Source organism: Pseudomaricurvus albidus (assembly GCF_018863235.1).
GTDB classification, from domain to species: Bacteria; Pseudomonadota; Gammaproteobacteria; order Pseudomonadales; family Cellvibrionaceae; genus Pseudomaricurvus; species Pseudomaricurvus albidus.
Genome location: NZ_JAHKRS010000007.1, coordinates 122930 through 146879 on the forward strand (window position 1 = coordinate 122930; position 23950 = coordinate 146879).

The window sequence follows — 23950 nt, forward strand, 5'->3', positions numbered from 1 at the left end:
TGCCGGCCAAACGAACATCAAACGACAGTTGTTGGAAATATGACCGATTACAAACCGACGTTAAATCTTCCCAAAACAGGGTTCGCCATGAAGGCCAATCTGGCTCAGCGCGAACCTGGCATGTTGAAACAGTGGCAGGATGGAAAACTCTACGAGTCTATTCGTGCTGCTCGTGCCGGCCGGGATCAGTTTATTCTTCACGATGGCCCTCCGTATGCCAATGGTGATATTCACATCGGTCACTCGGTTAACAAAATTCTGAAAGACATTATCATCAAATCGAAAACCATGAGCGGCTTTGATGCCCCTTATGTTCCCGGTTGGGATTGTCACGGTCTGCCGATCGAGCACAACGTTGAGAAAAAAGTCGGTAAAGCCGGTGCCAAGGTCGATTTCAAAACCTTCCGTCAGAAGTGTCGTGACTATGCTGCCCGTCAGGTCGAAGGGCAGAAGAAAGATTTCGTCCGTCTCGGTGTGTTGGGTGAGTGGGACAATCCCTATCTGACCATGGATTATGGCTTTGAGGCCGATATTATCCGGGCACTTGGCAAGATTGTTGAAAACGGACATCTTCACAAAGGTTTCAAACCGGTCTACTGGAGTGTCGTGGGTGGTTCTGCCCTGGCCGAGGCCGAAGTGGAATATCAGGACAAGGTTTCCAGTTCAATCGACGTGCGCTACAAGGTAGCCGATCTGGATGTCCTGTCTCAGGCCATTCCGGAGCTGAGTGGAGACGGTGATGTTTCTGTGGTCATCTGGACCACGACCCCCTGGACCTTGCCATCCAGTCAGGCGGTCAGCCTGAATGCAGACCTGGATTACGTCGTGGTGCAGGCGGGTAATGAGCGTCTGCTGATGGCTGAAGCGCTGTATGAGTCCGTGTTGTCACGCTCAGGCATTGAAGACTACCGTGTGGTAGGTCGTGTTCAGGGACAGGCGTTGGAAAGTCTGGCGTTGCAACATCCATTTTATGATAAGCAGGTTCCGGTTCTGCTTGGTGACCACGTAACCACTGATGCCGGTACCGGTTGTGTGCATACTGCACCGGATCACGGTGTCGACGATTTTAATGTGGGCGCCAAATATGGCATCGGTACTTTGAATTATGTCGACGATAACGGTGTTTACCGCGATGGTGTCGAGCTGTTTGCCGGCGATCATGTCTATAAGGTTGACGAGAAAGTTCTGTCCACTCTGGAAGAGCACGGCGCACTGTTGCATCAAACCAAATTGACCCACAGTTACCCGCACTGCTGGCGGACCAAAACGCCTCTGATTTATCGAGCGACGCCGCAGTGGTTTGTCAGTATGACCAAAAACAACCTGCTGGGTGATGTGAAAAACGCTGTTGAAGGGGTTCAGTGGATTCCCGATTGGGGTCGTGCCCGTATCGACAGCATGCTCGATTCCAGTCCGGACTGGTGTATCTCCCGTCAGCGCACCTGGGGTGTTCCCATTGCGTTGTTTGTCCATAAAGAGACTCAGGAGCTGCATCCGGATACCGCTCGCCTGATCGAAGAGGTCGCGAAAAAAGTTGAGCAGGAAGGGATGGATGCCTGGTTTGAGCTGGATGCCGCAGAGCTGTTGGGTGATGAGGCCGAACAGTATTCCAAAGTGACTGACACGCTGGATGTCTGGTTTGATTCCGGTGTGACCCACTACGCGGTTTTGGAAAAGCGTGACTATCTGCGTTTCCCGGCCGATTTGTATCTGGAAGGCTCTGACCAGCATCGCGGCTGGTTCCAGTCTTCTCTAAAAACGTCCATGGCCATGAATGGCGTGCCGCCTTACAGGCAGGTTCTGACCCACGGTTTTACTGTGGACGAGAAGGGCCACAAGATGTCCAAGTCACTGGGCAACGTCATGTCTCCACAAAAAGTGGTGAATGAGCTGGGTGCGGATGTGTTGCGTCTGTGGGTGGCGGCAACGGATTTCAGTGGCGAGATGAAAGTCTCTGATGAAATTCTCAAGCGTACTGCGGATTCCTATCGTCGTATCCGCAATACCGCACGTTTCCTGCTGTCCAACCTGAATGGGTTTGATCCTGCTTCCGATGCCCTGCAGCCAGAAGATATGCTGGCTCTGGATCGTTATGCTATGGAGCGTGCGGCACAGCTGCAGGAAGAAATTATTGCGGCGTACAATAGTTATAACTTCCACAGCATCTACCAGAAGTTGCACAACTACTGTGTCGTGGATCTGGGTGGTTTCTATCTGGATATCATCAAGGATCGTCAGTACACCACCAAGTCTGACAGTGTGGCGCGTCGGTCAGCGCAGACTGCGCTTTACCATATCATTGAGGCGTTCACCCGCTGGATTACCCCCATCCTGAGCTTTACCGCCGATGAGTTGTGGGGGCAGATTCCGGGCGACCGTTCCGGTAATGCCTTTATCGCAGAGTGGTATGAATTGCCGAGATTGCCGGAAGGTGTGGCGATGTCTGGCGAGTACTGGTCTTTTGTTGCCGAGGTCAAAGACGCTGTCAATAAAGTAATCGAGTCCAAGCGTGGTGAAGGGGTGATTGGTGGTTCGTTGGAAGCGGCCATTACTCTGTGTTGTGACGGAGAGCTGGCTGAGCAATTGAGCGCCTTGCAGGACGAGTTGCGCTTTGTGTTAATTGCTTCTGCTGCCAAGGTGTCTACCACGGTAGTAGACGGCGCTGAAACTACTGAAGTGGAAGGCCTGTCGGTTTTGGTGACCAAGGCGGATGGCGAAAAATGTGCACGTTGCTGGCATGTGCGTGAGGACGTCGGTTCACAACCTGAGCATGAAGACATTTGTGGTCGCTGTGTCGAAAACGTTGCTGGTGACGGTGAACAGCGTCAATTTGCCTGATTAGGCTGACTCTTCAAACGATGTAAGGTGGGAAGATAACGCTTATGAAGGTAAAGACATCGGTGTGGAAATGGTACGGTCTGGCCGTTCTGGTGATTGTACTGGATCAGCTGACCAAAAATTGGGTCAGTGCGAATTTTACCTACGGTCAGCCGTTGGTGATTACCGATTTTTTTAATCTGACCTTACTGCATAACAAAGGCGCAGCGTTCAGCTTTCTGAGTGATGCGGGAGGCTGGCAGCGCTGGTTTTTCGGCGTCATTGCCGCTGCGGTCAGTGTTGTGCTGGTTGTGTGGATGGCGCGGGTTGAATCGGCGCAACGTTGGGTGTTGACCGCATTGGCGTTGGTGCTTGGTGGGGCGATCGGTAATTTGTACGACCGGGTTGTGCTCGGGTATGTAGTGGATTTTATCGTCGTGCATTACCAACACCACTACTGGCCAGCGTTTAATATTGCAGACAGCGCTATTTGTGTGGGCGCTGGGATGCTGATTATTGATTCGTTCCGCTCACCCAATGGTGATGAATTGTCGGCCGGATCAAAATGATAAACAGATGTAAATGAAGTATGACTATGACGAATTTAGCCATTGATGAAGGTACTGAAGTAACCCTGCATTTTGCCTTAAAACTCGAAAATGGGGATGTCATTGACTCCAATTTCAACGGTAAGCCAGCGACATTTGTTGTGGGCGACGGCAATTTGCTGCCAGGCTTCGAACGAGCTTTGGCGGGCATGGTAGCGGGTGAGAAAAACACCTTTGTGATTAAACCTGAGGATGGCTTTGGGCAGTCTAACCCAAACAATATGCAGGTGATGCCCCGCTCCCAGTTTGATGACAGTGTAGAGCTGGTCGAAGGCCTGATGCTGTCGTTTGCGGATGCCCAAAAAGCAGAACTGCCCGGAATTGTCGCCGCCTTTGATGATGAGACGGTAACCATTGACTTCAATCATCCGCTGGCAGGGCGGGATATTCTTTTTGAAGTCGAGATTTTGGGGGTTTCCCCGGCGGTGACCCATTAATCCCCGTTATCAATTAAACGAAGGATTGATTAAATACAACAGTACAGGAAGTGCAAACAGAGGTCTGAATCCTATGGCAGCCGAAGTAGAGATCAATCTAGCCAATCCCCGTGGATTCTGTGCCGGGGTTGATCGCGCCATTGATATCGTCAATCGCGCTCTGGACGTGTTTGGTGCGCCCATTTATGTGCGGCACGAAGTGGTACACAACAAATTTGTTGTCGACAGCCTGCGGGATCGGGGTGCCATTTTTGTTGAAGAGCTGGAAGAGGTGCCGGATGACGTCATCGTTATTTTCAGTGCCCATGGCGTTTCCCAGGCGGTACGTAAAGAAGCTGAGCGTCGCAGTCTGAAAGTGTTCGATGCGACCTGTCCGCTGGTCACAAAAGTACACATGGAGGTCACCCGTTTTTCTCAGGAAGGGTCTGAATGCGTTTTGATTGGGCATCAGGGGCATCCCGAGGTAGAAGGTACCATGGGACAGTATGATCACTCCCACGGTGGTGAAATCTACCTAGTAGAAAACGAGGCGGATGTGGCGAAACTGGATGTTAAAAACCCGGACAAGCTCAGTTTTGTCACTCAGACCACCTTGTCTATGGATGATACTGCCAAGGTCATTGATGCACTGCGGGAGCGTTTTCCAAAAATTGCCGGGCCGCGTAAAGACGATATCTGTTATGCCACCCAAAACCGTCAGGATGCGGTCAAGCAGCTGGCTCTCGAAAATGATCTGGTTCTGGTGGTTGGTTCTCCCAACAGCTCCAACTCCAATCGCCTGAAGGAACTGGCGGAACGCTGCGGCGCTACCTCATACCTTATCGATGGTGCCGAAGACATACAGCCGGAATGGCTGAAAGACAAGAAGGCCGTGGGGATCACTGCCGGTGCATCGGCTCCGGAAGTCCTGGTGCAGGCGGTTATTCAGCGTTTGCGGGACTGCGGTGCAACTCCCGCCGTCGAATTGCACGGTATTGAAGAGAACGTTCGTTTCTCTTTGCCAAAAGAGCTGCGTTAGGCAAAAGCCCCTCCAAATTCGCTCTCATTAGAAAGTGTGACTAATATCACAAGGCTGCTTATTATAAGCAGCCTTTTTTATATAACTCGTCCGCTCGTCGGGTAACATGAGCTTTTATCCCTTTGTGAGCGATTCTTTTACCGTCGTTTGGTATATCTGACACTATGAAAAAGATAAACGTTGGTTTTACCCTCATCGAACTGCTGGTTGTGTTAGCCATTGCGGCGATTCTGCTGCTCGTCGCGGTACCTTCCTATCAGGGCATGATTGAGAAAAATAATGTTGAGTCTGCTCAGGAGGGGCTCGCGCGAAGTATTGCGTTTGCAAGGCAAGAAGCAATTAGTCGAAATGCGACAGTATCCATTTGCCGCAGTGCTGACGGGGCAACTTGTGCCGCATCAGGAGAGTGGAATCAGGGCTGGATTGTTTTCCTTGATAATGACAGTAGTGGTGCAGCAGGTGTTGTTAATACCGATGATGAGGTGCTGCGGGTAAATCAGAGCATCTCTGCCAATTATGGTCTTCAAGGCAGCGTGGCTTTTGTCCAGTTTGGCAATAAAGGCGCAGTGCAGCTGCCTGCTGCAGGCACGCCACTTTTTGAAGTATGTTCACCCTCCGGTGATCATCTAAGAGGGATCATGCTTCTGCGTTCCGGTCGGGGTGTTACTTCAAGACCGACCGCCTCCGGTGATTATTACATTCAAGTAGATGCTAATGGCGACCCGGTTGCCATCTCCTGCTCTTGAGGAATCTTTGTATGGACTATGGCAAGCAAAGCGGTTACGCGCTGCTGGAAGCTATGATTGGCTTGTTTGTATTGGGCGTGGGCCTGCTGGGTATGGCAAGCTTGCAGAATCAGGCAGTTCGTATAAGCAACAGTGCTCACCTGTATAGTCAAGCTTCCTATCTTGCGTCTGATATGGTGGAGCGTATCAGGGCAAACCGAGAAAAGCGGGACGACTATAACCTTCTTTATAGTGACACGATTACTGCTACAACCGATTGCGGGACGAGCGGATGTACGTCTGCACAGCTGATTAAGTGGGATCAATCGGAGTGGCTGGATGATCTGGCTAATCAACTTCCGCAAGGGGACGGAGCGATAGTAATTAACGGGAATACGGTAACCATTCAGGTTCGTTTTGATGATGATATGGGTGGGCAGTCTGCTGCTCAGTCTTCACAGGCCAGCGTGAAAGATGGACTGGTTCAATTGCAACTAGATAGTCAGATATAAAAATATGAGAACCCATTTTGCGATTTCGCGTATTCGCCAGCAAGGCTTGTCACTGGTTGAGTTACTGGTGTCTATGGTAGTGGTTGCCATTGTTTTGGCGGGTGTTGTACAGCTGTTATTGGATAACCGTTCAAAGTTTCGTTTAAACAATGAAATTGCCTATATCCAGGAGAATGTTCGTTTTGCCATGGATGAGTTGGGTTATGAATTGAAAATGGCGGGATTCAATGGGTGTGGAGCCTCCGCTAACGTAGCCAATGTTGTGAATGGGACGGATACATTTTATAACGGCTTTGGTGTGGAAGGTTGGGATGGCAGTGAAACCCAGGCTAACTTTCCATCAGCATTTTCGGGTGAATTGTGGGCAACTGGCAATGCAACAGCTCCGGATGCGATCATCATTCGGCGGGTAGATAGTGATAATGCTTACACGACGACAGAGTCTCCGACGAATTGTAATGCTGCAGCTACATTGAAAATTGCTGTGTCTCATCCTGTTCCAAAGGGCACCATAATGGTGGTGCAAACTCCTGAATGTAGCCAAGTAGCTGTATTTCAGAACTCACAGCAAAATACCAATAGTAATGCTGATCAATTCATATCCAACACAGGCAATTCAACATCTCCGGGTAATTGCACTAAGGATATGGGCGGCAATGGAACGTGCAGTGATGTTTCAAGCCTTACTGGCAAGTGTTTTAACAAAGGCTCGACAGTCATGGAATTTGTAGGGCAGGCCTTTTATATCGGTGCTTCATCCATCGATCCAACGATACCGGCTTTATATCGAGTAAAACTTCGAGCGGATGAAGCTACGGGGAGTTTGGATACAGAGGCTGAGGAACTTCTGGTCGGCGTTGAAAACATGCAAGTCAAGTATGGGGTTGATACTGATAACTTATTCGATGGAGAAGCAAATCGCTATTTAGACGCTGATGAAATAACGGGCGTTGGCACCCTCGAATGGGATCGGGTTGTTTCGGTGCGTCTTAGTCTGTTGATGCGTTCTTTGTCCCCGGTTTGGGCCAGCAATACCGAATTTACATTCGAAGGTATAACCTATGATGATCGATTGCTCAGACAGAAGGTGAATTCCACCGTACAGCTGCGGAATCTGGGTCTGGTCAAATAATAATCGGAGAATCTGATGGTTTCTGTGCAAAAGCAATCTGGTGTTGTTCTGATCATTTGTTTGGTCATGCTGTTGGTGGTGACAATCTTGGGTTTGGCTTCCATGAGTGGGACTAGCAGTGAGATGAAAATGGCATCGGCTTTTCGTGATCGAGCCGTGGCTATGGAAGTGGCAGAAGAGACTTTAGTCGTTGCGGAAAATTGGATTTCCAATACAAATCTTCATCAGTCCAATTTTATTGATGGTTGCACCGGGTCGAATTGTTTCAGTGCAGCTTGTAATAATGGCCTATGTGCATTTTACAATCCCAGTGATCCTTTTCTGAGCTCTACAGATCTTGCTGCCTGTAAAGATCGAATGGAATTGCCTGAAACTTCAGTCTGGAAGTGGAGTGGCGCTACGGGTGAGCCTAATTTATGGAAAAATGATTCAAAAAGTGTACAGGTTGTCCCCAGTAATCCGGGTGCTACAGTGAATGCTCGTTATATTATTGAATTCATGTGCTATGTGGACAAAACCGCGGCCAATGACTGTGAAGTGGCCAGTGATGAAAATTGTGCGCCGCAGTTCCGTATTACTGCTTTGGCGAAAGGTTTGACAAATAACTCTGTTGTAATGCTGCAAAGCATGTACAAAAAAGTGAACTGATAATGAACAGAGCGAGCATTATGAACAATATATCCATGAAAGCTAATGTGCCTGCCGTGATGGTGGGATTCACTCTGCTGATTGCATCGCTACTGGCTTGGGGACAGCAGACCGCTAGCGATTATGAATCTCAACCACCTATTTTGAGCGTCGGAGGGTCTTCAAAAGTATTATTGGCATTGTCCAATGACCACCAGCTTTATTTTAAATCCTATTCTGATTATGACGATTTGGATTTTGATGGAACAGTCGAAACCACATACACACACTCAATCGATTATGTGGGTTATTTTGACCCTTACAAGTGCTATACCTACAACAATGCTCGGTTTGAACCTGTTTCTGAATCAAGTTCCAAATACTGTTCGGGTAACTGGAGTGGTAATTTTTTAAACTGGGCATCCATGACTCGTATAGATCAGATTCGCAAGGTGCTCTATGGCGGGTTCCGTAGAGTGGATACGGATTCTTTGACAGTGCTTGAACGTACTTTTCTTACAAATGATGCCCACAGCTTTGCGAAATATTACGATGGTAACGATATAGCGAGATTAACGCCTTATACCCCGGCAAACCTGGGGTTGGGGACCCAGTCCAGCGGTTTGACATTTTGTAATACCACCGTTGTTAGCTCAGGAGAGTCTCAAAAGATCGACGCGAATGTTCATCCACCGTTATTAAGGGTTGTCAGAGGCAACTATTCTTTATGGGCTTCGGGTGAACGTTTCCAGTGCCGTTTTCGGGATGAAATTACTAATAGTACATACGGTCTAAATAAGAATACAGCAGATTTATCAGGTATTAATGCTTACTCTGACAGTCCTTCCAAAGCTACTGCTCAAGTGGCAGATTTGAATGTCAGGGTGTCTGTGTGTGTCAATGGACTGGAAGAAGATAATTGTAAAGCATATCCCACAAGCACACACCAGAAGCCGGTAGGTGTTTTACAAAAATTTGGCGATGAGGAAGAAATTGAGTTTGGTCTGTTGACGGGAAGCTATACAAAGAATAAATCTGGTGGCGTGCTGCGAAAAAATGTTAGTAGTTTTACCGACGAAGTTAATGTAACCACTGATGGAACATTCAAAAGCACTCCAGCTAATGGTGGTATTGTTAATACCTTAAATAAATTCAGGTTGGCTCGATATAGATTTGGTCCAGGGGCTGATACTGATGGACGGTATAACGATGATGATTCCTGTCCTTGGGGGCAATCAGAATTTGATAATGGTAAATGTACTAACTGGGGGAATCCTTTTTCTGAAATAATGCTGGAATGTTATCGCTATTTTGCTGGTAAGGATGCATCTCCAGAATACAATACCAGCGATGCCGATATCATTTCCGGATTGACTACCGCTACTTGGAACGATCCAGTTAATAGTGATTCAGCATGTTCGGAATTAAGCATTATCGCATTTAATGCCAGTACATCTTCTTATGATACTGATCAGTTGGATAGAGTAACTGATTTGCAGACTACTGAGACGGCTGCAGCGTTGACTAATAAGGTAGGTGATCTGGAAGGCATCACCGGAAATGATTATTTTGTGGGTGAGGTTGTAGGGGGAGAAACAAACCAGCTGTGTACGGCGAAAACTGTATCAGGGTTAGGTGCGGTAAAAGGTACTTGCCCGGATGCGCCAAGGCTTGAAGGTGGTTATCACTCTGCCGGTATTGCCTACCATGTCTACCAAACTGATATTCGTCCAGATTTACCAGGCACACAAGGTGTAAATACATACGCGGTTTCCCTTGCCCCTTCTGTTCCCGTTATGGAAGTGCCTGTACCTTCCTCCGATTCAGTGGTGACAATTTTACCGGCTTGTCGTAATGCAACTACCAATCCTAATACCAACTGTGCCTTGGTGGACTTCAAAATAATCAGTCTACCTGAAGAAGTGTCCGGGACAGTAACGGCAAAATATTATGTGAATTGGGAAGATAGTGAGCAAGGCGGTGACTTCGATCAGGATATGCACGGTGTCATTGATGTCTCTGTCACATCAACGAAAGTAATAGTCAAGACCACAATTATCGGTGTGTCAACTCCTGATACGATGCAATTCGGATACGTGATCAGTGGTACTGACATGGATGGGTATCATGCTCATTCAGGAACCAGCGGTCAAGTGATCAGTAACTCACCGTCAAGTCAAGAGTATGACATTAGTGCATCAACGGCATCCTTGCTCAAAGATCCTCTGTTCTATACGGCTAAATACGGCAAGTTTAATGACATCGATGGGGACGGAGTACCCGACAGTAATGATGAGTGGGATGTTAAAAATGTCAGTGGTGAACTTGTATCAGGTGGTGACGGTTTGCCCGATAACTATTTTCCAGTGACGAACCCTCTTCAATTAGAAGCCTCACTTGACGCGGTATTTAATGAGATTGGGATCAATGTGGTGAGTAGCTCCGCAGCAGCGGTAGTGGCCAATACCGGCTCGGGGTCCGGTGCGATCTATCAAAGTTCTTATTATCCAAAATATCAGGCCTCGGCAACTGACTATATTTCCTGGCCTGGAATGCTACATGCACTATTTCGGGATGAGAATGGCTATTTTCGTGAAGACACAGATGGTGATAAGACCCTTGATGGGTACGCCACGGATTACCGGGTAGAGTTTTTCTACGATCAGAGTGAGCAGCAAACCAAAGTCAACCGCTATTCCTCAGCCAATGGTGGTGATACGTTCACTTTAGTCGATACGATTGATTTTGAAGATTTTGTTGCTATCTGGAACGCTCGTGATGAGTTGGCGAAGCTTTCTAATGCACAAGCCAGAACGCAAAGGACTTATACATCGTCGGCTAATACAGGTCGTTTTATAAAAACTGGAATTGATGTTGATGGGGATGGGACTGTCCAGCCGGATGAGGTTGTCGATTTTGACACTTCTGCTTTAGATCCGGATGTTAATCAGTTGTATCGTTACTTTGGATTAAAATCTACCAACAAAGATGAAGTCGATAATATCGTTAATTATATTAGAGGCGATGACTCCATCTCGGGTTACCGTACTAGATCTGTAGACTTCGATAGTGATGGTGCCGAAGAAGTATGGCGAATCGGAGATCTGATTCATTCGGCACCTGCTTCGGTGAGTAGTCCGGGAGCTTCTTTTGACTCTTTGTACAATGACGATACTTATACCCAATATCGGATAGACTACAGGAATCGTCGTCAGGTTATTTATGTCGGTGGCAACGATGGTATGTTGCACGCGTTTAACGCAGGTTTTTATCGTTCGTCGGACAACTCCTTTCAAACACAATCCAGTGCTGGCTCAGAAACGGCACATCCCCTGGGGGCGGAGTTGTGGTCTTATGTTCCGATGGCAGTTTTGCCTCATCTGCAATGGTTAACATCCCCGGATTACAGCCATGTGTACTATGTCGATGGTTCTGCACGGGTTTATGACGTTAACATCTTTCCTGATGACGACGATCATACGAATGGTTGGGGAACCATTCTTGTGGTTGGTATGCGCTTTGGCGGCGGGGATTTCGAAATTGATCCCAACTCGGATGAAACCGGACCAGATGCCGACAATGATAATGTAACGATTCGTTCTTCTTACCTCATTTTCGATATCACCAATCCAGAGACTGAGCCCAGACTGTTGGCCGAGTTACAGGCTCCACCTGCTGACCTGATGTCATTGTCTTTAACTGAAGGTGGTGACAGCTACACCAGCCCTCCAACCGTGACAGTGTCTGGTGACGGTGTTGGTGCTGAAGCTGTAGCGACCTTAGCTCCTACTGGAAGTTTGTTGTCTTTAACTATTGAAAGTGGTGGTAAGGGATACAGTGTTGGAGATTCACTGTCGATATCCGGTGACGGTGCGGGTGCTTCTGTAGTCGTAACATCGGTGGGAGCAGGAGGAGAAATTACAGGGGTTTCGATAAATGATACCGGTTCCGGTTATACCCAGTTGTCTGTTACTGCCGAGCAAAGTGATTCGGAAGCAACCTTTAGTTATTCTTTAGGGAATGGATCAAATAGCGACAAACTGAAGGCGTTAAATGTTATCGATGGAGGTGTAGGCTACTCTGTTGGCGATGTAATTGCTTTCTCTGGAGATGGCTCCGGTGCATCCGCATCCGTGGCCACTGTTGATGCCAGTGGAGCTATCACATCGGTCACAATCGATAACGAGGGTAGTGGGTACTCTTCAATCTCGATCGATTCTGTGACACGTTCCGATACCAGCTTCACTGCGGTAATATCTGCAACCTTGGGTTATTCTGTTGCCTCAGTTGATATTGTTGATCAAGGGGCTGGTTACACCTCAGCTACGGTGGATATTGAGTCAAGTACAGGAACTTCTGCGACAGCATCTGTTTCTTTTGATTCCATTACCTGGGGGTTTACCACTTCCAAACCTGTAGTGGTAAAACGAAGAACACCAGGTGATACTGGGAGCTATTCGAACCCTGGTGATAATGACTGGTATCTGGTGTTCGCATCAGGCCCTAAAGGCCCCGATGCATTGTCCAACGCTGTAAGTAACGATACAGGCAGGCTGCTGTTTTACGATTTGAATGATATGGAATTTATTGCCAGCGTTCCTTTTGATTCAAACAGTTTTGGTGGGGATTTGGCGACCATTGATTGGGATGGTGACTATCAGGACGATGCTGTGTATTTTGGCGCTGTACAAGATAATGCTGGAACCCAGTCTGGAGCCCTGAAACGTTTGGATTTGTCCTTTAGTCCGATCAGTGGTTCCAGTATGACAAATCTCATCAACACCAATAATCCGGTTGTTGAGACTCCAAGACTTGAAAGGGATTCATTCCAAAATAAGTGGATTTATGCCGGTACGGGACGCTATTTGGTCCCTGATGATAATACTACGACACAGACTCAGTATTATTACGGCATTATTGAGCCAGATCCCGCCGCTGGGGTAAGTGTAAATAATATGGTGGATGTCACAGACATTCAGGTATTTACAGAAGATGCGACCAGTTTTACCACAGTGAATTCTGTCAGATCATGTGAAGCGCCTTGTGCTGATGGCGGCAGTGATGTCGTAGTTAATGGCGTGACTGTTGGCACTTGGCAAGAGCTCCGAACAGAGATTCTGAAAACTGAAGGTTGGTATCGTGAGTTGACTTTGTCACCTACAAACTCTGGTGCAGCTCGTCAGGTCGGAGCGTCAAACCTAGTGGGAACAACCTTGTTATTCAGCGAATATGCGCCGTCTATGGATCAGTGTTCTCCTATCGGTTATTCACGTATAAATGCCTATCATTTCCAGACTGGCACGGCCTCACCCTATGCACCTGTTGGTGTAAACACTAATTACACTCATAATGATGGGGATCTGGTTCTGACAGATACAGGTATCAATCAAGGGCTCGCTTTATTGGGTGGTGATGGTCAAGGCGTTTCCGATGATGCTCAGGGTAGCGGCGTTTCTGTGGATGATAAAAGCGTCTTGAGTGATCCAAACCTTCAGGGCGAACCGGCTGCCTATGGTCGCCAGTCCTGGAGGGAGGTCAAGGTCGATTGGGATGGCGATTTTTAAAAATGATAAAAGAGTAACGAGATGACTCATAATTTACAGAAAGGCTTTACGTTGATCGAATTGATGATTGTGGTTGTCATCATCTCGATCTTGGCGTCGATCGCAGTGCCTGCTTATCAAGACAGTGTGAAAAAATCCCGCAGGGCAGACGCAAAGGCAGCCTTGTCTGCAGCAGTACTGGCGCAGGAAAAAAGATTTTTTCAATTCAGTGGCTACGCCAATGATGTGGATGAAATTGGTGGCGATGGTTCGGATAAATTACTTTCACCTGAAGGGTATTATCAGATAACTCTGAATATGAATTCAGGTACTGGCAGTTGTGTAGGTGGCGGTTCAGTTAAATATAATTGTTATACTCTCACAGCGACGCCTGTGGCCGGAGGGCCGCAGGCAGATGATACCGCTTGTACAACATTATCCATCACTCATCTAGGTGTTAAGTCGGCTACGGGAACTGATGCAGCTTCTTGTTGGTAATTGCAGTAATGTGCCTTCGTCAGTTAACTGGGGCAGTGGATGGTTGAGTTTCCTTTATGGTGACTGTGGTTGCCAGTTAGGTAGAGTCTGCCAGCCATGTTCCAGCTGATTTTCCTTTCCAGTGATGGTTCATCAGGATTACACAATAAAAAGCTTCCCGTTAATGGAGCTTTTCCCAGAGGATCAATAATTACGTAGTTTTTGCCAAATCCAACTCTGGTCTGCAGGTTTCCACGTGAATGATTAAATTCATATCGTTGTAGTGTCTCATCGTTATCTGGTTGGTAGTTGTTATTATTATCGACAAATAAAATTAACTGGTCTTTCCATTGCTTTTTGCAATGTAAACCATCATCGCTACCACATAGCAGCACTCGTTGTGACCGGGTGGCGGCAAGGCTGCGAGCATGTTGCCAGGCTCTGAATACTGTACTGATACTGCTGTCAGCTTCATTTTTGTTTAGTAAATGACTCATGCCTGGCAGAGCTGAAAGCAAAAGGATGCTGATGATCGTCAGACTGACCAAAAGCTCAAGTAACGTAAATCCCCGCGAATTTTGCTGTGCAAAGTAGTTTGCCGAACAGCAAGAGACCAGGCCTGGTTGATCGGACATGGAATTCCCTCCTTGGAATTATGTCATGTCCAGATAAGTTTACGGTGTTAGATGTGCAACGTCTTCAGCCAGAAGACTGAAAGTCACTCCTCATCCACATCCAGCCCCAGCTTTTTCAATCGATACCGAAATGACCTGAAGGTGATGCCCAGTTTTTTCGCAGCGGCTGTGCGGTTCCATTTGGTCTTCTCGAGAGTTGCACAAATCACTTCTTTTTCGATTTCTTCGAGATAGTCATCCAGTGAATCGATGGCATCAGTCGGGTGGTCGTTTCGCTGTGTGAGACTGGTGGACGGTTGGGTTTCGGCGCGAGGCAGTTGCAGGTCTTCAAGCTGAATGGTGTCTTCATCACATAGGGTGAAGGCGCGCTCGAGAATGTTTTCCAGCTCTCTGACGTTTCCGGGGAAGGGGTATTGTTTGAGGGCCGCGAGGGTGTTTTTCGCCAAGGTCGGTGTGGGTAACCCGGCTTCTTCGGCAAAGCTTTTCAGGAAGTGATTGGCCAGCAGTTCGATATCTTCCTGGCGGTCTCTCAAGGGCGGTATGTTTATCTGGATCACGTTAATGCGGTAATAGAGATCGTTGCGGAAGTGTTCACGCTGGACTTCCTGTGCCAGATCTTTGTGGGTGGCGCTCAGCACCCTTATATCTACCGGGATTTCGTGGTCGCAGCCAATAGGTCGAACGGCCTTTTCCTGAATTGCACGCAACAGTTTCACTTGCATATCCAGTGGCAGGTCGGCGACTTCATCCAGAAATAATGTGCCGCCGTTCGCGGCTTGAAACAGCCCTTGTTTGTCTCCGGATGCACCGGTGAAACTGCCCTTTTTGTGCCCGAAAAACTCACTTTCCATCAGGTCTTTGGGAATGGCGCCACAGTTGACCGGGATAAAGGGACCGTCGGAACGCCCGCCTTGATAGTGAATGGCACGGGCTACCAGCTCTTTACCCGTGCCGGATTCACCACTGATATAAACGGGGGCCTGACTGCGGGAAACCTTGAGGATCTTTTTTCTGAGACTGTCGATGCTCTGAGTTTTACCAAGCAGTGGAGGACTGTTTTCAGAGTGGGTTTCCTGATGCGTGGTTTGACGCAGCGCTGTATTAATGAGGCTGCGCAAGTGCTCCAGTTCAACCGGTTTAGAAATAAAATCAAATGCACCGGCTTTCAGGGCGGCAATGGCGGTGTCCATGTTGCCATGGGCTGTGAATACGGCAACCGGCAGGTTGGCGTGATGCTTTTGCATCCACTTGACCAGTTCAATGCCGTCTCCATCAGGCAGGCGCAAATCCGTTAAACAAACGCTGTAGCTGTTATTGCTCAGGTATTCCATGCCTTCTTTGACGGTTGCCGCACAATCGACGTCGATGCCCATCCGAGACAGGGTGATGTCCAGCAATTCACGAATATCCGGTTCGTCATCAATAATAAGGGCTTGGGTCTTCGGCGTACTCATGGGTAATTAAAACATCCTGTCCGGGTGGGCAAAATCTATACGGAAACAGCTTTTCTTATCGCTGTCGCGGCAATAGCTGATGGCCGCATGATTGGCTTCGCACAATTCTCTGGAGAGATAAAGTCCCAGCCCGGAGCCTGTGGCTTCTGTGGTGTAAAAAGGTTCAAAAATATGCGATTGGCCATCTTCCGGTATCCCGTCGCCATCGTCAATAACCAGCAGGAAGGGCAGTTCTGTGATGGTGTCGATACCCAGCTTGAGTGTGACATGGGCCTGCCCGGTTGCCTGTTGACTATAACGCAGGCCATTGTCGACGAGGTTGGTCAAAACCTGGCTCAGATGGCTGATATCAATACGGGTGTGCACATTACTCTTAAGCAGGTCCAGGTCAATTTTGACGCTATCAGGACTGTTTTCCTGAAAATCGTTGATAAAACTCTGCAGCCATTGGCTAAGATTGATTTGCTCGGGCTTGGTGGGGCGCCTGCGAGACAGTTGCAGTACGTTTTCAATAATTTGATTTACCCGTTGTGCATTGGTGTCGATGATTTCAGTCAACCGGCGATCGGCGCGATCCAGATTGGGGGATTCGGCCAGAAGTTGTCCGGCGTGGCTGATGGCTCCCAGTGGATTGCGGATTTCGTGGGCAATGCTGGCGGTAAGACGCCCGAGGGAAGCCAGTTTGATACTTTGGGCTTCGCGGTTAAGACTTCGGGCATCTTCTACAAAAATCAGCGTCTTGGCGGGATGGTCCTTGTCGGTCGCGAGATCGGCAAAGCGCAAACGGACTTCGGCGTTGGTCGTGCTGGGCTTTAAATTCGGAATCGTGGTCTGCGGGTGTTGTTGCCACTGATTTAGCTGATCTTCCAGCTCTGCGATATCGCTGAGCTGAAGGGACTGGCCGAACTGGGGCCAATTGAGCAGCTGTGTGGCCGATCGATTGATCAGATCCACCGAGCCGGATGGGTCCGTCACCACAATGCCGGTCTGCATTCGCTCGACAATCAGTTGTGCCAGACGCTGCAGATAGGCGGCATGTTCTGCCTGGGCCGTGGCCTCGGCCGCACTTGCCCGTAATTTCCCACTCAGATAATTAAACAACAGTGAGCAGGCGAACAGGATAATGCCCAGTGTTCCTGCGGCAAACAGACTGCGTTCATCACTGGTGGATGTCTGCATCATGTAAAGAGCCTGGGTTAACACCAACAGCGAACTCAGAGCCGCGAGAGCTGTACTGGCCTGGGTGTTCAGGCAGATACCACCGGTAGCGGCGGTTACCAGCAATAAGAAACCAAGTCCGCTGATCAGGCCCCCGCTGGCATGCATCAGCAGAACCAGGGCAACGATGTCGATAAAGAGAATGACAAAAATCTGCTCATTTGTGGGGGTAAAGCGTCGGCGCCAGAGAATTGCCAGAGTAAAGACATTCACCAATGCGTAAGTGGCGGAGGTGGCCAAAAATAACTCTGGATTTTGATCCCCGAGGATATTGGGAGCCAGACGGGAAAAGAACATCAACAGCAGCAGCAAGCTCAATCCGACCCGGTAATAGGTGTAGATTTTCAGCAGAGGGTAGTTGATATCATTTGAAGAGCTTTCAGGAGCAGAGTAACCGCTGTCAGCGTGTGTGTTTGTCATGTTTATTTTGCTTAATCCGTTGGATTATCCGAAAATAGCCCATCCTCGCCGATGGCTACCCCAGGTAACTGCTTGCAGAATACAGATTCTGCCACATTGTCAGTCAATGGTCTGGCAAATTGGGCCGACATGCGTGAGTTTTTGCGTGTGCCAGGTCTGTTGGCCGCTGGGAAAAGCTGGTGAAAAAGAGTCATTCCGGAGTTAGAAAATATGCCAACCCTAAAGATTGTCATGGCCCAGGTAAACCCTTTAGTCGGGGACATTCAGGGAAATACCGAGCTGGTGATCGATACTGTCCGTCAGGCTGAATCCGAGCACAGCGCTGACATCGTTATTTTCCCTGAGCTGACATTGACGGGGTATCCGCCTGAAGACTTGCTGTTGCGTGAAAGTCTCGAACTTCGGATTGATCGTGCTCTGGAGTCAATTTGCAGTGCATCACTGCAAGCCGCTGTGGTTGTTGGTTATCCGAGGGTGATGGCCGGTCGTGTGTTTAATATGGCTGGTGTGATTGACGGTGGTGAAATTACTGCCGAATACGCCAAGCAGCATCTCCCAAATTATAAAGTGTTTGACGAAAAACGTTATTTTGTCTCTGGTGACAGCCCTTGTATTGTGCGTTTAAAAGGCATCAAGGCGGCCGTCACGATCTGTGAAGATATCTGGCAAGTTGAGCCCATGCATCAAGCCAAACAGGCCGGTGCTCAATTAATGCTCAACATCAATGCCTCCCCCTTCCATATCGGCAAAATCAATGAACGACGCAAGCTGTTGCATGAGCGTGCCCGTGAGGGGCAGATGCCGATTCTGTATGTCAACCAGGTCGGCGCTCAGGATGAATTAATATTTGATGGGGCGTCCATGGTGGTGGATGCCGAAGGTGAGGTCCGGGTGCAGGCGCCCAGCTACGAAGAGTTGCTGTTGCCGGTAACCATGGATGTCAGTGGCGGTGAATGTACTGTTCGCGATGGCAGTGTCACCCCTGAGCCCGAGCGTCTCGCCAGTGTCTACGAGGCGTTGGTGTTGTGCGTTCGGGACTACGTCAATAAAAACGGTTTCAAAGGTGTTGTACTGGGGCTGTCCGGTGGGATTGATTCCGCCCTGACCCTGGCCATTGCGGTTGATGCCCTGGGCAAAGACCGGGTGGAAGCAATCATGATGCCGTTTCGTTACACCTCTGATCTGAGTAAAAACGATGCCGCGGACGAGGCCCAGCGTCTGGGTGTGGCCTATCAGTCCATTTCCATCGAGCCCATGTTTGAGTCGTTTATGACGGCTCTTGAAGATGAGTTTGCCGGAACCTTGCGGGACACCACCGAAGAGAACCTGCAGGCTCGCTGTCGCGGTGTCGTGTTGATGGCCATTTCCAATAAAAAAGGCTATTTGGTGCTGACGACCGGCAACAAGAGCGAAATGGCTGTAGGTTATTCGACCCTGTACGGCGATATGGCCGGCGGGTTTGATGTACTGAAGGATGTGCCGAAAGTTCTGGTGTTCGAATTGGCTCGCTATCGCAATACCATTGAAGAAGTGATCCCGGTCAGTGTGATCGAGCGTCCGCCTTCGGCGGAGCTTGCTCCGGATCAGAAAGACGAAGACAGCCTGCCTCCCTATGAGGATCTGGATCGCATTCTGGAGCTGTATGTTGAGCGTGACTGCAGTGCCACAGCAATCATCGCTGAAGGCTTTGAGCCGGATGTGGTGCACCGTGTATTGCGTTTAGTGGACGTCAACGAATACAAGCGGCGTCAGGCGCCTGTCGGGCCGAGAATTACTGAGCGTGGCTTTGGTCGCGACCGTCGCTACCCGATCACAAACGGTTGGAAGATCGGGGATTGATGCCCTTTCGGTAGATTCTCGTGATAGAACTACAGACACAAAAAAGCGCCTTTCGGCGCTTTTTTGATTTTGGCGGGAATCGTTGGCAGGTAATCAGCCCAAGGGTGTCGCTAGAGTGCACCCTATCTACATCGTCATTGCGAGCGTAGCGCGGCAATCCATCTACGTGTGGCAGAATGCACGTTACAATGTGCCAAACATGGATCGCCGCGCTACGCTCGCAATGACGGGGTTCTAGAGTCGGTAGTTAATCCAGCTGTGATTACTGACCCGCAGCAGTCGCCTGTGCATTGCTCATGCCGCTGATGATGGAGCTTGCCACCATGTCTTCCTGCATTCCGGCGTTAAGCGCCAGGGTCTGCACGTCGGCGGCCAACGTGGGGCGTTCTGATACGACGGCACTGATCAGTTCGGGATGGTTTTCACCCGCGTTATTGTTCAACAGACCATTCAGCTCAGCCAACATTTGCGCATCTGAGACACCACTGATGCTGTCGTGAGCATTGACCAGGGCAATGGTCAGATCCGCCTGAGCGACACTGGCGGAGAGCTGATTGATGGCTTGCTCTGCCTGCACTGCACGGATGGCTTGGTTGGCGCCGGCAACGGACAAAGCCAGCTCCGCGCTGGCTACACTGCCATGGAGAGTGTTCAGTACCTGTTGTGCGTCGGAACGGGTGTCTGCGTGAGCCGCTGTCAATGGCAGGGCCAGGGCGATACCCATGGCAATCAGGGAAGATTTTACATTCATCATGGTCGAACCTCTTCTACGCAAGAATTATTGTGATTGATTTTTGAGCGTTTGGCAGATTCTAGCCGGTTGGTGAGAATGTTGCAATTCGTGCCATTCGTAGTGTCATTCGTAGTGCCGTCAATAGTGCCATCAATAGTGTCGTAAATAGCGCCACCCGTTCGTCTGGCAAATACCCCTCTCGAATCGTAGTGGCACTTCGCCGACTACACTTACCTTATCTCGAGTTGAATGTTCCAACACCGTCGTGACTTTTCAAACGCGGAACACCTTGACGACAGTACATGACAACGAAAATCAATAATCAGGTGAAATCAGGAGAGAGTTATGGCTATAACCCTGGACTTTACAAATAAAACGGTCGTGGTTGTGGGAGGTACCAGCGGTATTAACCGCGGTGTCGCTGAAGAATTTGCCCGTCAGGGCGCCAGAGTGGCTGTTGCGAGCCGGTCGCAGGATAAGGTGGATGACACAGTGGCAAGTCTCAAGGCGTTGGGGGCAGAGGCGATGGGATTCTGCGCTGATGTTCGCAGCCCGGAGGCTGTTGTAGCCGGCTTGGCCGAAGTCCATGAGGCCTTTGGCGACTTTGATGTCTTGGTGTCAGGTGCTGCAGGCAACTTTCCGGCAACCGCGAAAGGGATGTCGACCAATGCCTTCAAGGCGGTGGTGGAGATTGATCTGCTGGGCACCTTCCACGTGATGAAAGGCGCGTATCAATACCTGAAAAAGCCGGGTGCCAGCATCATCAACATCTCGGCTCCACAGGCTTTTCTGCCAATGATGGCGCAAAGCCACGTCTGTGCTGCCAAAGCCGGGGTCGATATGGTGACTCGCACATTGGCCATGGAGTGGGGGCCGGAGGGCATTCGCATCAATTCGGTGGTGCCGGGCCCCATTGATAAAACGGAAGGCATGGATCGATTGGCGCCGACGGAAGAGTTGCGTCAGCTTACCGTGGAATCGGTACCGATGAAGCGCATGGGCGAAACTACCGATATTGCCAACGCCTGCCTGTTCCTAAGCTCAGATCTGGCCGCTTACGTCAGTGGGGTTATTTTGCCGGTGGATGGAGGCTGGTCGCAGGGTGGTTGCGGTGGTATGAGCCATGCGTTGATGGGATTTGCATCTCTCTGACATCGCAAAGGGGTGTAAAAGCGTTAAGGAAAAGTCGCATAAAAAAACCGGCCATGGGAGGCCGGTTTTTTTGTCGGATCCAAATTTGACCCTTAGAAGCGATAGGTCAAATCCAGGCCGTACATGCGTGGCAGACGACGCGCCACCGTATAAGAGCCAATGGCGCCGCCGGGGCCAACGAAGTCACGAATGTCTTCCTCGTCCGTCACGTTGTTAACCCATAACGAGGCCGACCAGTTATCGCTGGCACTGTTATAGGTAGCGCGGGCGTTGGCGCGATAGAAAGAATCCAGTCGATCACGAGCTTGACCATCGGCTTCGTCAACCCAGCTGTAGTCTGCACGCAGTACCAGTTCACCGGTGGAATCAAACGGAATGGTGTATTCCGTCATCACGTAAAACGTGTTTTCCGGAGTGTTAACCAGAGATTTACCGGTATCGTCGTCTTCATCAAGAATGACATCGTAATCGGTGATCTCGGTTTTGATGTAGCTGTAGTTGGCAGAGACAAACCACTGATCGGTAACTGACCAGTAGAGTTCCATGTCCACACCTTTACCTTCTGCATCGAGGGTGGTGATGTTGTAGCTTGGAATGGGGGTACCAATCAGGTTCAGATCCTGCTTATTGTCGTACTCATAATAGTAGGCAGAAGCATTAAAGCGCATCTTGCCATCCAGGAACTCGCCCTTATAGCCCAGCTCATAGTTGGTCACTTCTTCCTGATCGAAAGAAGGCTCAACACCGGGGCCAAAACTCAGGCTGTTGAAGCCGCCGGATTTAAAACCGGTAGCAACAGAACCATAGACCATGGAACCGTCGTTAAAGGTGTAATCCATCACAAAACGGCCGGACAGTGCGCCCCAGTCATCGCTGTATTTCTGGGCTACATTGCCACCATCAATCCCGTTGTTGTAGAAAAACAGGCCCAGTGGCTGGGGTTGACTGGTCAACGGATTAATAAACAGAGAGTTACCAGGGTTGTAGCCTGTCTTAACGGTAAATTCTTTCTCGTCGTAGGTGTAGCGAAGACCAGCGGTAATATTCAGGTTTTCAGTTACCGAATAGGTCGCATCGCCGTAAATCGCCGTACTTTCGTATGTGCCGGTGTTATGGACTGATTCCACCCAATTAGGATCTTCACTGATATTACCTGCAACTTGCGGCTGTAAATAGTTCAGAGGCAGCCCGGTGAGTTGATTGAGGAAGGTGGCAAGGGACAAGCCTGTTTGCGCATAAGCATCCTCAATAGCACGTACACCATTCACGACTTCAGCGATTTCTTTATCGTTGGAATTGCTGTCCAGTCCAAGAGCAGCGCCTGGTAGCCCGAGACCTTGATAGGCATCAACATCGTTCAGCAAGGCTGTGTAGATCGCGAAGTTTTCCAGCATACTGGTCGTGGCGATGGCATCGGTGGTGTGATCCACATGCTCGCGGCTATAGGTGGCACCCAGAGTCCATTTCAGACGATCCGTTTCGCCGGTGAGGCGGAATTCCTGACTGAACTGATCCTGATCGTCAATGTTTTCTGATGCGAAGTAGTGACCGGGGTCGGAAGAACCATCTTCATCGTTGATGAAGTTGACGTTCATGCTGCGCCAGGCCGTCAAAGAGGTGAAGGTGGCGTTATCGAAGAAATAGTTAAATTCCAGTGACGTACCAAACAGATCGCGTTCTTCCAGCGATTGCACGTCGGTACTGATATCGCCGTACAAGTCATAGGGCTCATCGAAGACGCCCGCGTTATAGACACTCTCGGTAGTGGTATATACCGTACCGGAACCCTGACTCATATCACTGTATTCACCGCGCCAGAGTAGCTGAGCCTTGTCATTGGGCTCCCACAAAATGGACGCGCGGAAAGATTGGCTGTCTGTGTCATTCAGATCGCGGCCATTGGCATTTTCCAAATAACCGTCCCGACGGTTTACCGAGCCGCCGAAGCGAATCGCCACGGTCTCAGAAACGGGCGTATTGTAAGTAAAGTCCAGCTTGGTGCGGCTGTAGTCGCCAACACTGCCGGTTACCGAACCTTCCTGCCCTTCGAGAGACGGCTTCTTGGTAATGTAGTTGATGGCACCACCGGTGGCGTTACGGCCGAACAGGGTTCCCTGTGGACCTTTCAGAATCTCGATACGCTCAACATCATCCAGTGGAATCTCTGCACCGGCACCACGAGCGGCGTACACACCATCCACGTACAGCGCGACGGCGGGGTCGGAACCTACGGTGAAGTCGTCCGTCTGAATACCGCGAACGTTGTAGGCAGGCTGGGTTACGCTTTCGTTGTTCATCGAAACGCCAGCGGTGGCCCGGCCCAGATCGCTGACGGATTCAGCACCCATTTCCTTGAGGGCATCACCGCTGAATGCCGAGATGGAAATGGGAACACTCTGGAGGTTTTCTTCACGTTTCTGAGCGGTTACAACCACCTCTTCCATCAACGAGGAGGCGTTCACCTGTAACGCGCTGAAGGGAGATACAGCAGCAATGGCAATGGCGAGGGGCAAAGTTTTAAGGGTGCTTTTGGTTATCGCAACACGGTTGGTTGCGCCAGGAATTCTAGTATCACTCATGAGTGGTGCTCTTTTTGGTGTCAT

At 49.5% G+C, this 23950-nt stretch carries 17 protein-coding genes; 12 read left to right on the forward strand and 5 right to left on the reverse strand.

All coding sequences use genetic code 11. From position 1 onward, the window contains the following. Positions 1-39 precede the first annotated feature (39 nt). The 10 genes from ileS (at position 40) to KOI40_RS12710 (ending at position 13917) form a co-directional block, all read left to right on the forward strand. Complete coding sequence (gene ileS, locus KOI40_RS12665; protein WP_216097892.1) at positions 40-2838, forward strand: isoleucine--tRNA ligase; 2799 nt, start codon at positions 40-42, stop codon at positions 2836-2838. 44 nt (positions 2839-2882) lie between these two features. Beyond that, positions 2883-3386: a signal peptidase II gene (gene lspA / locus KOI40_RS12670; RefSeq protein ID WP_216097893.1), complete on the forward strand. Its 504-nt coding sequence runs from the start codon at positions 2883-2885 to the stop codon at positions 3384-3386. A gap of 26 nt (positions 3387-3412) precedes the next feature. Then, positions 3413-3862: an FKBP-type peptidyl-prolyl cis-trans isomerase gene (locus tag KOI40_RS12675; RefSeq protein ID WP_216097894.1), complete on the forward strand. Its 450-nt coding sequence runs from the start codon at positions 3413-3415 to the stop codon at positions 3860-3862. A 73-nt stretch (positions 3863-3935) separates the two neighbouring features. Continuing rightward, positions 3936-4880 carry a 4-hydroxy-3-methylbut-2-enyl diphosphate reductase gene (gene ispH / locus KOI40_RS12680; RefSeq protein ID WP_216097895.1) on the forward strand — a complete coding sequence of 315 codons (945 nt, stop codon included), beginning with the start codon at positions 3936-3938 and terminating at the stop codon, positions 4878-4880. Between the two features lie 164 nt (positions 4881-5044). Then, on the forward strand, positions 5045-5626 hold the full coding sequence (locus tag KOI40_RS12685; RefSeq protein ID WP_216097896.1) for a GspH/FimT family pseudopilin: 582 nt from the start codon (positions 5045-5047) through the stop codon (positions 5624-5626). Positions 5627-5637: 11 nt separating this feature from the next. Continuing rightward, a complete protein-coding gene (gene pilV, locus KOI40_RS12690) occupies positions 5638-6117 on the forward strand; it encodes a type IV pilus modification protein PilV (RefSeq protein WP_216097897.1) in 480 nt (159 codons plus the stop codon). Positions 6118-6121: 4 nt separating this feature from the next. Continuing rightward, positions 6122-7249: a PilW family protein gene (locus KOI40_RS12695; protein ID WP_216097898.1), complete on the forward strand. Its 1128-nt coding sequence runs from the start codon at positions 6122-6124 to the stop codon at positions 7247-7249. A 15-nt stretch (positions 7250-7264) separates the two neighbouring features. Then, positions 7265-7897 carry a pilus assembly PilX family protein gene (locus KOI40_RS12700; protein ID WP_216097899.1) on the forward strand — a complete coding sequence of 211 codons (633 nt, stop codon included), beginning with the start codon at positions 7265-7267 and terminating at the stop codon, positions 7895-7897. 20 nt (positions 7898-7917) lie between these two features. Then, a complete protein-coding gene (locus tag KOI40_RS12705) occupies positions 7918-13440 on the forward strand; it encodes a hypothetical protein (RefSeq protein WP_216097900.1) in 5523 nt (1840 codons plus the stop codon). A gap of 21 nt (positions 13441-13461) precedes the next feature. Continuing rightward, positions 13462-13917 (forward strand): type IV pilin protein, encoded by a 456-nt coding sequence (locus KOI40_RS12710; RefSeq protein WP_216097901.1) that lies wholly within the window; start codon positions 13462-13464, stop codon positions 13915-13917. A 23-nt stretch (positions 13918-13940) separates the two neighbouring features. Here KOI40_RS12710 and KOI40_RS12715 read toward each other — a convergent pair whose 3' ends face one another. The 3 genes from KOI40_RS12715 to KOI40_RS12725 all read right to left on the reverse strand — a co-directional run bounded on the left by KOI40_RS12715 (position 13941) and on the right by KOI40_RS12725 (position 17623). Further along, positions 13941-14531 carry a GspH/FimT family pseudopilin gene (locus tag KOI40_RS12715; RefSeq protein ID WP_216097902.1) on the reverse strand — a complete coding sequence of 197 codons (591 nt, stop codon included), beginning with the start codon at positions 14529-14531 and terminating at the stop codon, positions 13941-13943. A gap of 83 nt (positions 14532-14614) precedes the next feature. Continuing rightward, positions 14615-15985, reverse strand: coding sequence for a sigma-54-dependent transcriptional regulator (locus tag KOI40_RS12720; RefSeq protein ID WP_216097903.1), 1371 nt, complete (start codon positions 15983-15985; stop codon positions 14615-14617). 6 nt (positions 15986-15991) lie between these two features. Then, positions 15992-17623, reverse strand: coding sequence for a two-component system sensor histidine kinase NtrB (locus tag KOI40_RS12725; protein ID WP_216097904.1), 1632 nt, complete (start codon positions 17621-17623; stop codon positions 15992-15994). A 210-nt stretch (positions 17624-17833) separates the two neighbouring features. Here KOI40_RS12725 and KOI40_RS12730 point away from each other — a divergent pair, with 210 nt between their 5' ends. Then, complete coding sequence (locus KOI40_RS12730; protein ID WP_216097905.1) at positions 17834-19462, forward strand: NAD+ synthase; 1629 nt, start codon at positions 17834-17836, stop codon at positions 19460-19462. Positions 19463-19724: 262 nt separating this feature from the next. Here the strand turns inward: KOI40_RS12730 and KOI40_RS12735 are convergent, their stop codons facing one another. Then, positions 19725-20216 carry a hypothetical protein gene (locus KOI40_RS12735; protein WP_216097906.1) on the reverse strand — a complete coding sequence of 164 codons (492 nt, stop codon included), beginning with the start codon at positions 20214-20216 and terminating at the stop codon, positions 19725-19727. A gap of 324 nt (positions 20217-20540) precedes the next feature. Between KOI40_RS12735 and KOI40_RS12740 the strand changes: the two genes are divergently transcribed. Beyond that, complete coding sequence (locus KOI40_RS12740) at positions 20541-21347, forward strand: SDR family oxidoreductase (RefSeq protein ID WP_216097907.1); 807 nt, start codon at positions 20541-20543, stop codon at positions 21345-21347. A 92-nt stretch (positions 21348-21439) separates the two neighbouring features. Here the strand turns inward: KOI40_RS12740 and KOI40_RS12745 are convergent, their stop codons facing one another. Then, on the reverse strand, positions 21440-23926 hold the full coding sequence (locus tag KOI40_RS12745; protein WP_216097908.1) for a TonB-dependent receptor: 2487 nt from the start codon (positions 23924-23926) through the stop codon (positions 21440-21442). Between the last annotated feature and the right edge of the window lie 24 nt (positions 23927-23950).